Genomic DNA, 14,963 nt, shown 5'->3' with positions numbered 1-14,963 from the left:
CATATGGATATTACTCTGGTTTGCCGCCGGTATGTTTTAAGAAAAAAATCAATTTGTCAAGTATTTTTAAGATTTATTTTATAATTAACCGTATTTACACGGAAAAATCGTTTTTAAAGATGCTATGACGTAGTTTTGGCTACTTTAAAAAGGTAGAGAATTGGATAATTTGAGGGGTTGGCTGCTCTACAAAACCAAACTCTCTGATAAAAAACGTAATAAAACTGCACTTGTAGCTGCTATTTATGCTAGATACCCTCGATCTGGAACTGACCCTGGATAAAACGACCTACGCAACGCAGATAGAAGCGTTAATGCGTCAGATGCGAAGTCTGCAACAAGCGTGTTGGGAAAAAAAACTGCCCGCGATCGTGGTGCTGGAAGGATGGGCGGCGGCGGGAAAAGGCTCTGTAGTCAAAAAAATGGTCGCCTACATGGACCCGCGCGGGTTTGCCGTCCACCCGATTTGGCCTCCCAGTCCAGAGGAAATGAAATACCCCTTCTTGCGGCGATTTTGGGGGAAACTGCCGCGACGGGGCAGCATCGGGTTTTTTTACCACAGCTGGTACATCCATATTTTAGAAGACCGCTTGTTTGAGCGCGTACTACCAGAGGAAGTGCCGATGGTGATGCAGCAGATCAACGCCTTTGAACGGCAGTTAGTGGATGATGGGGCGGCGATCGCTAAATTTTGGATTCATTTAAGTCATAAAGAATTAAAACGCCGCCTGAAAAAATATGCAGACGATCCGCTACAATCCTGGCGTGTGCGCCCAGAAGACTGGCAGCAACAAAAACATTACGACCAATATGTCAACCTAGCCGAAGAAATGCTGATCCACACCAGCACCGGACCCGCCCCTTGGACGTTGGTGGAAGGGAACTGCCCACGCTGGACAAAAGTGAAAGTCCTCACCCAACTGGCAGCCACCCTCACCGAATCACTCGACCGACTCCACTCGCGCGCGCCGGTGACCTTGTTACCTCCGCAAGAACACCTAACGCCAGCCGAACCAGATTACCTGGCTCAAGTAGATTTAACAGCCGCACTGTCGCGCCAGGATTATAAACACCAGTTACGGAAAGAACAGGTGCTGTTGCGCCAACTCCAGCTGAACATCCACCAAGATCAAATCCCCGTATTGGTATTGTTTGAAGGGTGGGACGCTGCGGGAAAAGGAGGTGCGATCAAACGACTCACCGACGTACTAGATCCCCGCAGTTATCAAGTCCATGCCTTTGCCGCACCCAGCGATGAAGAAAAAGCCCATCACTACCTCTGGCGGTTCTGGCGGCGGTTACCAACAGCTGGCAGCATCGGCATTTTTGACCGCAGCTGGTACGGACGAGTATTAGTCGAGCGCATCGAAGGATTTGCCGCCGACACCGAATGGCGTCGCGCCTATCAAGAAATCAACGAGTTTGAAGCCCAACTTACAGGTGCCGGTTACGTTTTGGTCAAGTTCTGGCTGCACGTCAGTCCGGAAAAACAGCTAGAGCGATTTATGGAACGCCAAAACGACTCGTTTAAGCAATATAAACTCACAGAAGAAGATTGGCGCAATCGAGATAAATGGCCTTTATACTCAGTTGCCGTGAATCAAATGATACAGCGCACCAGCACGCCGACAGCACCTTGGACGCTAATACCCGCTAACGATAAGTACTACGCCCGTGTTAAGGTAATTCAGACGGTAATTCAGGCGATCGGGCAAAAGCTGAAAGGCAAATAGGTACATCGGTAACAACTTTCAACCTATCGATTTTAGATTGCCAAGATTCTAGGGAACCCTTTTAATCTAAAATCTTTGGCCTTGGACATTTTAAGTGAGGAAGTGACCCCATGTTTCTAAATATAATCCAGCTAATACTTTTAGGGCTGCTCGTTTACATTGTTTGGAACGTTCTCGTTGACCGGAAAGCAGGCGACAAAGTGAAACCCAGGGCTTACCTGGCTTGGGTAGGTGCTTTCATTATACTGATATTCATCTTAGTCGCGTTTGTATCGCCGTTCACAAGCTCGGTCGTAGACTTTGGGGCGCTGTTTACTTTCCCGTTAAAACCCTTGGGGCTATCGCTGTTTTTGTTATTTTTAGCCTTGGGCGGAGTCCAAAAAGGTGGAATAACAAAAGAAGCAACCAACTATCTTTGGTCGGCGTTTTTGATCTTGGTGTTTTTCAGTCAACCGCTGGTAGCTTCTTGGTTGGCGCAGCAAGGGGAACTGGAAGCGCTTAACGCAGCACAGCTAGCAGCGCGACGGAACGAACCCGTTGGAGCAATTGTATTGTTAGGGCAGTCGGCAACCCAGCTGAATTTACTCGAACCCAGGCAATTACAACTCACCGATACCAGCGCTCGCATCCTGCAAACGGCAGAAGAATATCTGCGCCAACGCGCCTTGGGTAGCGATCCGATTGTAGTTGTCAGTGCGGGTGCAAGACCGGGATTCAACACCGCGACTCCCACAGAAGTTAATCTGGTAGAGGCAAGGGATATTGGTCGGTTATTAGTCCGCCTGGGCGTCCCCAGAGAAAGGATTCTGCTCGAACCGAGTGGCAGTGATTTTCGTACCAGCGCCCTAGCGGTCAAAAGCCTTGTAGCTCGAGGAGAACTTCCAGATCGGGTTATCCTGGTCACCCCTGCTTTGGGGATGCAACGCGCCAGACAAACGTTTGCCCTGTTAGGAATTGATACTATTCCCAGTCCTGCCGGGTTCTTATCGTTCCAATCTGGGGCTATCCCTAAAATATTGGTAGATGTATTCCCAAATCCAACTTGCAAAGATGTATCAACGATTACCATCCGCGACCTTCGCCAGTTGAGAGTTGCTGACTTTATCTCCAATGCGGACTCGCTGTTTATCAGCACCCGCGTCGTCAACGAATTTTGGACATCGGTTTACTACCTGTTGCGCGGTTGGTTGGCGTCTGGTGTAGAACCAATCCAGCAAGTGAGGAATTTACCCTGTCCCTCGTAATTAGAACTGTTGCTTGACACTCCCCGGTCTTTTGACACGGGAATTCTCTACTCCGAAGTCAAAACTTGCTCGTGCCTTGGTTTCCCCAAGTAGAGTATAGGTTTCGACTCCGGAGATCGTTACTTTGGGGATGCCTTCCCCTAAAGCACAGGCTAAGTTTAAAGAAATTCTTTAACAAAGAAGTTAAGCCAGTTTTAACCTGGATTAAAGAGAAAGGTATTTGTCAAGAAATTACGGAATTTGCTTTTGATAATTTAGGGAAAGCCTTTAAAAACTTTTTCGACGAGCGGTCAGAGTATCCCAAATTTAAAAAGAAAGGCTGTCAGGAGAGTTTTACAATAAATGCAGGTGGAAAACCAATTGCTCTGGGCGGATTTCGGATTAAATTACCGACGATTGGATGGGTGTCAACTTATGAATCTTTACCTCAAACAAAAACCAAAAAGGTGACTATATCCCAAACAGCGGGCGATTGGTACATTGCTTGTGCCTATGAAATATCACCCCTAATCACCGATAAGGAATAAGATTATGTCGGGGTAGATTTAGGGATAAAAACTTTAGCGACTTTATCAACAGGAGTGGTTTTTGTCAATCCAAAAGCCTTAAAAAGAGCCAGAGCGCTATTAACAAGATTACAACGTCAACTTGCCAGAAAAGTTAAAGGGAGTAATCGCTATAGAAAAGGGGAATTTTTCGTCGTTGGATTGAATATTTTGCTTTGAAGTTCAACAGTAAAACTGTAGCTGTTGCACCTCATTACAAGCAAAATCTACGGTCGGGCATTGGGGACGTAAAGCTTGGGGAGAGGCTTGCTCTACTTTTGTTGGTCGCCAGACCTGCAAAAGCAAGAAGCCTCAATGAACCAAAAATCCCCTCGCCTTTAGGCATGGGGAGTGTCAATCCCTAGTATGTTTCAACGTGCCAGCGCTCTTGTTTCTTCAGCTGCTTCTGGTAATCTGCCCAGTTGACGCCGAACTTGCTAGCGGCGGCTGACATACCTTCGTCGATACCGCCTTCCATACCCTTCAAACCGCAGATATAGGTGTGGGTATTGGGTTTTTGGATCAACTCCCACAATTGGTCTGCGTTTTCTTTAATCCGGTCTTGGATATACATCTTGCCACCGCTGGCGTTCTTTTGTTCGCGGCTGATGGCATAAGTTAGACGGAAGTTATCCGGGTACTGCTGCGTCAACTCTTCGAGTTGATCCTTGTACAGGATATTGGGAGTATAGGCACAACCAAAGAACATCCAAGCCAAACCCTTGAATTGGTAGTCTGGGTTTTGTTCCTTTTCCTTAAACATCCGCCACAGGAAAGCGCGGAAAGGAGCAATACCAGTCCCCGTTGCCATCATGATGATAGTGGCTTCTGGATCGTCCGGCAAAAGCATTTCCTTACCGACCGGGCCAGTGATTTTCACATCAGCCCCTGGTTCCAAATTGCACAAGTAAGTAGAGCAGACGCCGAAGACTTGTTCCCCAGTTTCCGGGTGCTTGTATACAAGTTGACGGACGCAGAGGGATACAGTCTTGTCATCGAGATCGTCCCCGTGACGAGTCGAGGCGATCGAGTACAGCCTAATTTTGTGAGGTTTGCCGTTTTTATCGGTTCCTTCTGGGATGATCCCGATACTTTGGCCTTCTAGATACCGCAGATTACCCGCAGAGAGGTCGAATTTCAAGTGACGGACGGTACCTTCGCCGCCCTCGCGCACTAGCTCTTGATTCGACAAACATTTGCCAATATAGGGAGCATTCGGGCGGTAAAGATTAACGGGAATGTCTTTTTTGTGTTCCGTTTTTTCCTTCGCTTGAGTCATTGGCTTGGGATTTTCCTCTAACTTCGTTTCTGGGAGTCCACTTCCCGGTGTGGTTTTTCCGTTCGCTCCGTTCTCAGAGGTTAAAGGCTGGATACTGACAATTTTGCCGCCCATGCGCGCAATCCGCTGCATTTCTTGATTCATGCGGTTGTAGGGCACCGTAATAAACACACTGCCGCTGCGACGGATGGGAGAGTTTGTTTTGTCAGTTGCTTCGTTCTGACGCAGACCGACCACTTCATAAACAAAGACGCGGCTACCTGCGACGCTAGGATTGTTCATCTAAAAATCTCCGGGAGTCTGGAAACCGTGTGTCTTTAGACCACGGAGGAAACACAACGCGGCATTTTTAATGCCGTCCCCCTTTGGGGAAGATGGACAGAGGAGTAGTGTCCATCTTTTCCCTGTATGCCGGGAATCGCCTTGCTACTCCAGTAAAGTTAGCCGAACGCTAGCGCATTCCGCAACGCTTTCGCCAAAGTTATCAGTCGGTACTATCCAAACAGCACTGTCTTACCCCGAGTAAAACTGTTTAACTATTTGGTTCTAGAGCAGGGAACTGGCGGAAGCATCCCCTGGTAGGAACTTGAACGCTTGCCGATAACTTCGTTTCCCCATTGCTGGGACTATGGCTTGTCAGCTACCTAAAGGAAGAGGCTTGCTAGCTTTGTCTCTTTAGAGCGGGGTGCTGACGTGCCTGCCTTGCTATTGGGTTGATCGCTATCAAAAGTCGCGATGCACTCCTAGCGAGACGGCAGGAAAGGAAAAACCGACACCTAAGATCACGTTACAAGGGAAATCCCCTGTAAAGTGTCACGAGCGAGTCAGTTTAATTTTTTCTTTATTAAAAATGCTCAACTAACATTAGCATAAATACTTGAGCGAAATGATCCCAACCCAGGATGCCTTGTAGGTGCAACCCCACTCTGGTAAGATGTTTGATTAAAAGCTAGTAGTAAATACTTACTCAAGGGCTTGAGTCTTCCCTCAAGAGCAGACGCCAGACTGTGACAGGGATTGGCAAGAAACAAGCACTGAGATGAGATCGCCCGTCCTGCCCCAGGCATATCGGGCGGTTGACATAGGGGTTAGTTGTCTTTCCAATACCGGGGGCAGCCTCCAGGCTGTGGATTTCGCTCGCTTAACCAGCCAGATAGGAAACAATTTTAATCGATAGAGGAAGCTATGACCAGTAAGCCGGATCGCGTGGTTCTAATTGGCGTTGCAGGAGACTCAGGGTGCGGTAAATCCACATTTTTGCGCCGCTTGACCGATTTATTCGGTAGTGAATTCGTCACGGTGATTTGCCTAGACGATTACCACTGCTTAGACAGAAAGCAGCGTAAAGAAACGGGGATTACCGCGCTTGATCCCAGAGCAAACAACTTTGACCTGATGTACGAGCAAATCAAAGCGCTCAAGCACGGTCAGGCGATCAACAAGCCGATTTACAATCACGAAACCGGCATGATTGACCCCCCAGAGATAGTAGAGCCGAATCACATTATCGTGGTTGAAGGTCTACATCCTTTGTACGACGAACGAGTACGCAGTCTCATCGACTTCAGCGTTTACCTAGACATCAGCGACGAAGTTAAAATAGCCTGGAAAATCCAGCGCGACATGTCCGAACGGGGTCACACCTACGACGACGTGATGGCTGCTATAAACGCTCGCCGCCCCGATTTTAGCGCCTACATCGAGCCACAACGAGAGTTCGCCGATATTGTGATCCAGGTGCTACCCACTCAATTACTCAAAGAAGAGAAAACAGGCAAGATCCTGCGCGTGCGCCTAATCCAGCGGCTAGGCGTCGATGGCTTTGAGCCTGCGTACCTGTTTGACGAAGGGTCAACAATCGATTGGATACCCTGCGGTACCAAGCTCACCTGCTCCTACCCCGGTATCCGGATGCACTATGGCCCAGATTCCTATTATGGTCACCCCGTCTCGGTTCTAGAGGTGGATGGAGAATTCGAGAATCTCGAGCAAGTCATCTACATCGAGAGCCATATGAGCAAAACCGCTACCAAGTACCACGGCGAGTTAACCCATCTGGTACTCCAGCACAAGGAATACCCTGGCTCGAACAACGGTACCGGATTATTCCAAGTGCTGACAGGTCTAAAAATGCGGGCGACCTACGAGCGTTTGACCGCTAAGGAAGCCAGGATTGCAGCTACTGCAAGTGTTTAGAACTGGTTTTGGTTAAAGGTTTGGGGGGCGCAAAAAGCGTCCCTTTTTTTAGCTTAATCCCAAGCAATAGGAAAGGTTTATCATTTAGGAACTTATATTTTGAAATACCAATACCTCGCCAGGCAAAAATCCCATGACCCAGCATCGGTTTATGTAATTATTTTTACACCTCAACCACAGCCTGTTATAGTAATTAAATCTGTCTCATATCGTGAACAAATTGCCGCTCATGGGGATAGCTTTCAAAAATTTGAGTTCAAGAATAATAGTAATTATTGCCATTGGGATCGCTACAGTTTTTTGCCTGGAAACCCTGGTCAGGGGTTATGACTTTTACACGAGCATCGTATCCGGTGTTATAACGGTAGTTGACATCCTCACCGCCGTAAACGGACGGTGATTCCTCAACCTCACGATTTGGGTTTCTGCTTCCATGCACCCGCCTTCACAGACTTACTCTGTTCGGGTCTTAGGGTCGCTCCACAGACTGACACGGCAAGTCCTGCCGCCAAAATATTTTTACCCGCGTTCACATCTCTGTCATGGTGTGTCCCACAATCAGGACAATCCCATTCACGGACCTTGAGGGGTAACTTATCTAAAATATGCCCGCAACAACTACAACGCTTAGAACTGGGAAACCAGCGGTCTATTTCGATGTAATTTCTGCCGTACCAACGACATTTGTAGTTTAAAAAGCGGGTTATTTCACCCCAACTTGCATCAGATATAACCCGTGCTATTTTAGGGTTTTTGACCATGTTTTTCACCGCTAAATCCTCAACAACAATCCTTTGATTTTCCCGCACCAGTCGAGTGGTTAGCTTGTGAATATGGTCTTTCCTGGTGTCGGCGATTTTAGCGTGAATCTTGGCGAGCTTGATTCTTGCCTTATCCCGATTCTTAGAACCTTTCTGTTTGCGAGCAAGACTTTTCTGCGCTTGACGTAAGCCACGGTAGTATTTGTTTAAATATTTGGGTTGAGATATTTTCTCCCCGTCGCTGGTGACCACCAGACTATTAATTCCTAAATCCAGCCCTACCGCTTTATCTATTGCCGGTAGAGGCTTAATTGTTGGGTCGTCAAATCGGATAGAAACGTGCCAGCGTCCGGACGGGTGGAATCGAATCGTGATACTACTCCGTTCGATTCCACCCGTGGGAATCTGCCTTGACCAACGAATAGATAGAGGCTGACTACACTTGGCAATGTAAATCTGTCCATCCTTAAATTTAAAAGCGGACTTGGTGAACTCGGCACTACCACCATTTCTTTTTTTCTTGAAGTTGGGGTATTTGGCTCTACCCGCAAAGAAGAAGTTAGAAAAAGCGGTTTGTAGATGGCGAAGAGTTTGTTGCCAGGGGACACAACTTACCTCGTTAAGAAATTCGAGGTCTTCCTGTTTTTTCCATTGCGTCAGCATCGAAGATGTCTGACTGTATCCAATTCTCTCTTGCCGCTCGTACCAAGCTTGTGTTCTCTCGTGGAGAGCCTTGTTGTCAACCAATCTCACGCAGCCCAAGGTGCGCCGCCAGAGCTACTCTTGTTCGGGGGTGGGGTAAAATCGGTAACTGTAGGCTTTCTCCATGTCTCACATTTTAGCATATCCTTTGTAAGGATGCTACACTAAATAATCAAGCCGTCGTAGAACGACGGGGTTTCAAACCCAAATTTTCTGATGATGGGGAGATCTCCAACTATTCGTCTCGATTTCGGATTGGAAGCCAATACTTAGTTTTGACATATGAACTATGAACTGCCTTCACCCAACTCTTTAGTACCAAACATAAATACTAGGAATTGTGGTAGGGGCACTTTCCTTGTGGTTGTTCACTTGCAGTATTCCAAGGATCGGGCTGATAGAAATAGTTAGGCTTGAGTATCCGGTTTTCCATTTCAATCGGCCATGCCGGGCATGTAGAGCCGGATACGGGCGGTATGATCCAGCCCCAGTCGGCGTAGAGGGAACGCTGGCATTTCTGCTCTTCGTCCATGAACTTGATGAAGTAATTGCCCATGGTATGGTGGTCGAGCAGTCGGACATTATGCTTCTTGTAGGAATGGACGACAGCGAGATTGAGTTCCGCCAAGGCAAAATCCTTCCAGAGGGTACTGTCATCGCTCATATCCAACCCCATCTTTTCCGCGATCGGGGGCAGCATATTGTAACGGTAGGTATCGCTGAAGTTGCGACCGCCAATTTCCGTTCCCATGTAGAAGCCATTGAAAGGCGCACATCTGTACTGAATCCCGCCAATGTCAAACACCATACTGGAAACAGCAGGCAGCGCGTACCACTTCAGTCCCAACTCCTCAAACCATTCATAGCGAGGATGGGATAGGGGCACCTCTAGGTTAAGTTCAGGAGGAATCTCAAACCAGCGAGGCTCTTTGCCAGGAAGCTGGATAATCAGCGGCAGAATGTCAAAGCGCGTCCGCTGACTAGGACCAGGCCAGCCAAGCCTGAATGCTTGTTCGGTCAACTCTACGTTAGCGGGATCTCCCAAAATCGTCCCATCTGCCTGACGATAGCCAGCATAACGGATTAACTGAGGATTCCATAAACGCCGCCCATCGGGTTTAAAGATGCTGATTGTTGCGATCAAATCCCCGTTGTTGGTGGCGTATTTGATGTGATCGAGGATGGCCCTGAACATTTCTTCTTCTGTTTCCAGGTGTCGCATATCCCGCAACTGAAGGTTCTGCCAGAAGTAGCGTCCAATGCAACGGGAACTGTTGCGCCATGCTAAACGTGCGCCATAAGCCAGTTCGTCATAGGTGTGTTCGTAGGTTCCTGTGCGATCGATGGCTGCTTTCACTTCTTGCCAACGAGGCAGGAAGACGGCATTCAAGCCCTGTTCTAGGTAGCACTGCTTCAAGAAAGCTTCCGCTTCTTCCGCTACTGAACCCACTGGCCCAACATCGAAGCTGTGATGTTCTACAGGAGTAATGCCACCTGCCAGTTGTACGGCTGGACGCTTAGTGACAGGTTTCTGGGCTTTTCCTTCCTCATCCAGTTTGGAGGAAAATAGCTCTTCCCGGATGGCTGGGTTTGGCCAGTTAGCCTCCTTGAGATAGCCCCGGATAGTCTTCATATAGCTTTCGGGTCCGCACATAAAGGCGACAGCGCCTTCGGTGTAAGGATATTGACGTAGGACTTCCTCAACAGTCAGTCTGCCTTGGGTTCGGGTTGGTCGTAGGGTGAAAGTGAGGTTAGGATGTGCGGCAGCGAGCTGTTCTAACTCTGGTTGGAAAACCAAATCTTCGGCGTAGGGAGCGCAATAGTCTAAGTGAAACTTGCGGTTATCTCCCCGGTTAGCAAGTGTCCGCATCATGGCGATCGCAGGCGTCACACCAATCCCCCCAGCGAAGAACACCACTGGATTTTCGTCTGCTAGGACATACTCACCACGGGGGTCAGAGATGCGAAATAGGGAATGTGAGTCAGCGCGATCGCACAGCCAGCGGGAAAACAGTCCCAGTTCTTCTCGTTTAACTGTAATTTCGTAGGCATCAGTTTGATCTGCTGGAGAACTCAAAGTATAGGCGCGTGTCACCCATCGGTTATCTACCCGCCCTTGAATCAGAAGGTGCTGTCCCGGCTTCGAGGCTACGACCTGTTTATTTACCGGGCGGAACTCAAATCTGACTATGCCCCGACCTAAGTTGTACTTTTCCACCAATTCTGCCACAAAGAGGCTGGAAGAACCAAGCATTTCTTCCACTAATGCTTGACAACCGCCGCAGATCCTCGTGATTTGAGTCAGGTCGGCAATTTTGTCAATCGTATCGTAACCGCTATCGATCAGCTCTTGCAGTTTGCCACAATTGGCTTGAGTGCAGTTACAAACCACTTCATCAGGGGCTCCCGTAGTGGAAACCTCCTCCATCTGTAACTCTCCCAGTTCTCGGAACAAAGCCACTTGCCAGGTTGGTAGGGGCCGATCCTCGAAGAATAACTGAGTTGCCAGTCGGCGTCCGGGCCAACTTCCCCGCGCTGATAACCCGACAAGCCGTCCTTCGTTCAACTTCAAAACCCGCTCTCCACCTCCTTCAGGCTGGTAACTGACAACTGCCACATTACTCGTATCTTCATCAGCCCATTGCAACTCTGCTGCCTTACCATCTAAGGTGCGCTGACTGATCAGCATTCGGTTATTGGCTTGTAGGAGACGGGTAATCAATGCTGGATGACCATCGAGGTTTCCTTGATTGATGGTTAAAATCCCCCGTCCGGGAAGAATGTATACGTTAATCAAGTCTAGGATGTGCTGGTCTGCCCATTCGGTGACGGACATACTAGGTCGCCCCAGCCACTGAGATAGTTCGTGCTTTTTCTCAGGCAAGCCATACTGATTGAGTACAGAGATTAAGTCAAGCCGACATTTGGCTGTATTTTCGTCTAATCCCCCGGTCATCAAGTCATAGAGGGCAGTTGCTTTAGGAACGTTAACGTACTGCACTTCTGTGGCAACGTCTGCCAGGATTCTGTTGAGATGTCCTTCCAAACCTGCGATGAACTCCTCGAAGTCGATCGTCCCACTTTTGTCTTTATCAGCTTCCTCTAAAATTTGTTGAGCTTCATCGTTGCTATATCCAAGTTCCAACAAATAGGGGAAAAGTTCTTCCCCATCGATTTGTCCGCTAGCGTCGAGGTCAATTGCCGCGAAACGACGCTGGGCAAACTTGTAAGCGTTGAGGTTTTGTCTGAGAACTTCGCTAAGTCCCTTGGCGATATCGTCTCCGGTTAACTGCATAGGACCTGTCAGGACATCTGGAGGTTGGTTATTGACCTCCCCCAATACCCACTTGTATAGTCCCTGGGCAATTATTTCTGGGGCTAACCAAGGCAAAGCGTTGTTACCAAGCGGCAAGGAAAGGGTGCGGCGGAACTGCAACTCTTTTTTCTGGTCGAGCAGGTCAGAGAATAGAGGCGCATGGCGCAGGACTAAAGTTTCTAGGGTTGAGGAGCGCACCAGTGCTTCTGCTTGGGCTAAAGGCTTTCCCAACTCACTGTTTTCGGGACAGGCAGGACCTACCCATGCCAAACGCCGAATACCAGCCTCACTCGCTCTTTATAAGAAAGAGCGAGTGAGGCTAGTGGCTTCTGATAAGTCTGCTGGAGTGATGAACATCAATGCTGCTTCACACCCCTGAAAAATATCTTTAACTTCTTGTCCAGAAGTTAACTTAGCACTCGACCAATGAACTCTTTCTGATGTCGAAGGTATTGTAACGGCATTGGGTTTTTTCAAGCCTCGCACTCGATAGCTACCCTCAGTTACTAGCTGATTGACAAACTGCTGGGCAGGTGCATACTGCGGGTTTGACACAAAAACAATAACATTTTTCGCCATTTCCTGAGAGTTACCTTCTCGTTTTTGGGTATTAGCATGTGCCAGATTAGTTCCTATAGCGTTGACGCTTCTTCACCTCTGGCTGAAACGCAATCGTCTCCGAGCGTAACTTTCCGTTAGCTTAGTTTGCTAAATGCCAAGACTGTTTATTCCAGACAAGTTTTCTTCTCTGCTATAGGTTGCATAAGCCTTAGGCATGTACGGGATTTGTAAGTTGACACCAGCACACTTTATTATACTGACGCTGAATCTTATGGACAATTCATCAAGTTAATAACTTGGGCGTGTTACAAACAGCCATTAAATATTCTTTCATAATTTATTTATTTTTTCAACATATAAAATTAAGTAATATAGAGAAAAATGCGTTAATATTTGTCAACCCCTAAGTATAGGGTAATTCGCCTTTTGATCGGCCTTTTCTGCGTGACGCTCCTACACCTCCCGTTCCGGGTAGGTGTAGGCTTCTCAAGCATTCCGGAGAAGTCGGGTAAGGTTCGAGCGTCACCGCTCTCCCCTCCCCTAAGAACCGTGCATGAGACTTTCGCACTCACACGGCTATTGCCTAATAGGGTCCTGACAACTTCTTCAAGGTCCCAAACCATAGGAGTTTGGTTCAAACACGGCTTGCCATTCGGGTTCTAGTGAATTTACTATTATTGCCTGTTCAATTCTGTCGCGCACGGTTGGGATTGAGAGGGGTCGTTTCTTACCGGTCGAGAAATGTGGCGTCCTTTAGCTCCTAGCATTCTGAGCGAAAAGGCAGAGGTTGTGCTGGAAGGTCCGCTGGAACCAGGGCTGCATCGCTATATGTTAGGGGTGGCAAAGATCCGACCCGAATGGCGCACAAAGATTCCCGCTGTTGTCCACGTTGATTTTACAACCCATTCTCATCTGGTGGAAAAAGATCAAGATGGCATTTATTGGTCTTTAATCGATTGGTTCTACCAAAAGACAGGGATTCCTGTGGTGTGCAATACATCTCTGAACGTGGCGGGTCAACCCCAAGTCCACAAGCCAGAGGAAGTATTGGAGATCTACTCGACTAAAGAGGATGTCCAAACTCTCGTGATTGAGGACTTTTACCTCACAAAGTCTGAAACGGAGGGGCTAGGGAAAGGATGAACTATGTCATGCGGTTCTCTCTCATCGTGCTAAGTAAGCACAATTTACCTGAGCCATTAGTCCACTCTGCTAAAAGTTCATCATATCAACACAGGTTTTTAGAAGTTACCAAAGGTAACCCTATCTGATGCTTTATATAAAAGATAACCAATACATCCTGTTTGATGAGGCTCAAGAGCTACAATTATTTGGCGACGAGCTGCATGTTCAATAAAAGCACCCTTTGGGAAAAAACTCTGAGTTTTTTTGTGGGCATCACCAAGTTCTATGACGGTTGGCAGATGGGGAGATTGCTCGTCAATCTGTTCAATAGTTATCTGTGCTGGTTCTGTCATGTTATCCTTTAATTAGTCAAATTATCATGGCGGCTGAATCGAATACAATTAGATAGTATTGAAAGAAGATCGCTCTTGACCCCAGAGTAATTGAAGAAATTAACCGCGAAGACGCGAAGAGCGCGAAGGAAGAGTTAAGAAGAGAGGATGATGCGTTTGATGCCATCTTTGAGGACGGGGACGTTGAAGTTGATCAGAAGGCCAAGAGGAAGTTTGGTCGTTTTAAGATAAGAGATGACTTGGGCATCGTGAATAGGGGCTAACCTTTCCACTGTTTTCAATTCAACAATGAGGACATTAGCAACGAGAAAATCTAACTCACACTCACCAACCTGATAACCTTTATATTTAACTGGTATCGTCTTCTTATATTCACAAGGTATCCCGCAAAGCTCAAACTCCTGCTTTAAAGACTTATGATAAACCGACTCCAAAAACCCCGGCCCCAACACCCGATGCACCTCAATTGCCGCCCCAATCACCCTATAAGCCAACTGCTCTACCTCCTCACTCAGTTGCCTCATCCTTCTCTCCTCTTCCTTCGCGCTCTTCGCGTCTTCGCGGTTCATTTTTTCTTCCTCTCTTACTGATATCTCATGAAACACTGTCCAACCTGCGCGGGTATCCATCGCCGTCAATTCTTGCGACTCCTCCCCGCATCTCTATCTCTAGCTATCCTATCAGCCCCCAAACCAGCCAGAGCTGAAAAAATTGCTAAAGCTTTAGTCCTCAGCTGCATTGATTTTGAAATCCTAGAAGCAGAACGCTACTTTTTATCCCTGCAAAATCTCACCAATAAATACGATTTCACCGCACTAGCGGGAGCTTCCCTCGCATTAAGCGGAATTCCCCACCAAGCCGATGCCCAAGCTTTTTGGGATCAATTAGACTTATCCTATCGGCTGCACCACATCCGCAAGGTAATTATTCTCGACCACGAAGACTGTTCTGCTTATGCAGATAAAATTGACCCTAATTTAAGTCAAGACCCAGTAAAAGAGCGGCAAGTTCATGCAGAATATTTAAGTCGGGCTTATTGGGCTATTCGCGAAGTCTACCCGGATCTCAACATCGAACTCTATTTCGTCTACCTCAATGCTGATGTTAAACCCGTGACGCCTTTGCCTAAAGCCTAAGTTACCCTGCCT

At 47.7% G+C, this 14,963-nt stretch carries 11 protein-coding genes and 2 pseudogenes; 7 read left to right on the top strand and 6 right to left on the bottom strand.

The annotated features are described in order from the left end of the window. Positions 1 to 245: 245 nt before the first annotated feature. The 4 genes and pseudogenes from pap to MiSe_RS52605 all read left to right on the top strand — a co-directional run. Positions 246 to 1,733 (top strand): polyphosphate:AMP phosphotransferase, encoded by a 1,488-nt coding sequence (gene pap / locus MiSe_RS10420; RefSeq protein ID WP_226578464.1) that lies wholly within the window; start codon positions 246 to 248, stop codon positions 1,731 to 1,733. A gap of 110 nt (positions 1,734 to 1,843) precedes the next feature. After that, the gene (locus MiSe_RS10415; RefSeq protein WP_226578461.1) at positions 1,844 to 2,977 is read left to right on the top strand and encodes a YdcF family protein; all 1,134 of its coding nucleotides are present in this window, start codon (positions 1,844 to 1,846) and stop codon (positions 2,975 to 2,977) included. Positions 2,978 to 3,048: 71 nt separating this feature from the next. After that, positions 3,049 to 3,504, top strand: a complete 456-nt coding sequence (locus MiSe_RS10410; RefSeq protein ID WP_226578459.1) for a hypothetical protein — start codon at positions 3,049 to 3,051, stop codon at positions 3,502 to 3,504. Between the two features lie 18 nt (positions 3,505 to 3,522). Then, positions 3,523 to 3,702, top strand: a pseudogene (locus MiSe_RS52605) (transposase); the annotation flags it as partial. 181 nt (positions 3,703 to 3,883) lie between these two features. Here the strand turns inward: MiSe_RS52605 and cpcD/petH are convergent. Beyond that, positions 3,884 to 5,083 (bottom strand): bifunctional rod-capping linker CpcD/ferredoxin--NADP reductase PetH, encoded by a 1,200-nt coding sequence (gene cpcD/petH / locus MiSe_RS10400; RefSeq protein ID WP_226578456.1) that lies wholly within the window; start codon positions 5,081 to 5,083, stop codon positions 3,884 to 3,886. Positions 5,084 to 5,986: 903 nt separating this feature from the next. Between cpcD/petH and MiSe_RS10395 the strand changes: the two genes are divergently transcribed. Then, positions 5,987 to 6,997 carry a phosphoribulokinase gene (locus MiSe_RS10395; protein WP_226578453.1) on the top strand — a complete coding sequence of 337 codons (1,011 nt, stop codon included), beginning with the start codon at positions 5,987 to 5,989 and terminating at the stop codon, positions 6,995 to 6,997. 410 nt (positions 6,998 to 7,407) lie between these two features. Here MiSe_RS10395 and MiSe_RS10390 read toward each other — a convergent pair. The 3 genes and pseudogenes from MiSe_RS10390 to MiSe_RS10380 form a co-directional block, all read right to left on the bottom strand. Further along, positions 7,408 to 8,586: pseudogene (locus MiSe_RS10390) on the bottom strand (RNA-guided endonuclease InsQ/TnpB family protein). A 205-nt stretch (positions 8,587 to 8,791) separates the two neighbouring features. Continuing rightward, positions 8,792 to 12,046, bottom strand: coding sequence for a nitric oxide synthase oxygenase (locus MiSe_RS10385; protein ID WP_226578450.1), 3,255 nt, complete (start codon positions 12,044 to 12,046; stop codon positions 8,792 to 8,794). Between the two features lie 27 nt (positions 12,047 to 12,073). Continuing rightward, complete coding sequence (locus MiSe_RS10380) at positions 12,074 to 12,331, bottom strand: hypothetical protein (protein ID WP_226578447.1); 258 nt, start codon at positions 12,329 to 12,331, stop codon at positions 12,074 to 12,076. Between the two features lie 747 nt (positions 12,332 to 13,078). On the opposite strand from MiSe_RS10380, the gene MiSe_RS10370 reads away from it, so the two are divergent. Then, the gene (locus tag MiSe_RS10370; protein WP_226578444.1) at positions 13,079 to 13,480 is read left to right on the top strand and encodes a carbamoyltransferase C-terminal domain-containing protein; all 402 of its coding nucleotides are present in this window, start codon (positions 13,079 to 13,081) and stop codon (positions 13,478 to 13,480) included. A gap of 98 nt (positions 13,481 to 13,578) precedes the next feature. On the opposite strand, the gene MiSe_RS10365 is transcribed toward MiSe_RS10370, so the two are convergent. Both MiSe_RS10365 and MiSe_RS10360 read right to left on the bottom strand, forming a co-directional pair. Then, a complete protein-coding gene (locus MiSe_RS10365) occupies positions 13,579 to 13,815 on the bottom strand; it encodes a hypothetical protein (protein ID WP_226578441.1) in 237 nt (78 codons plus the stop codon). 134 nt (positions 13,816 to 13,949) lie between these two features. Continuing rightward, positions 13,950 to 14,384, bottom strand: coding sequence for a GxxExxY protein (locus MiSe_RS10360; protein WP_226578438.1), 435 nt, complete (start codon positions 14,382 to 14,384; stop codon positions 13,950 to 13,952). A 27-nt stretch (positions 14,385 to 14,411) separates the two neighbouring features. Between MiSe_RS10360 and MiSe_RS10355 the strand changes: the two genes are divergently transcribed. Then, positions 14,412 to 14,951 carry a carbonic anhydrase gene (locus MiSe_RS10355; RefSeq protein WP_226578435.1) on the top strand — a complete coding sequence of 180 codons (540 nt, stop codon included), beginning with the start codon at positions 14,412 to 14,414 and terminating at the stop codon, positions 14,949 to 14,951. The last annotated feature ends 12 nt before the right edge of the window (positions 14,952 to 14,963 follow it).

The organism is Microseira wollei NIES-4236 (genome assembly GCF_020521235.1).
Lineage (GTDB): Bacteria > Cyanobacteriota > Cyanobacteriia > Cyanobacteriales > Aerosakkonemataceae > Microseira > Microseira wollei.
The sequence above is the reverse complement of the archived record's forward strand: the minus strand, read 5'-3'. Positions and strand labels throughout refer to the sequence as shown.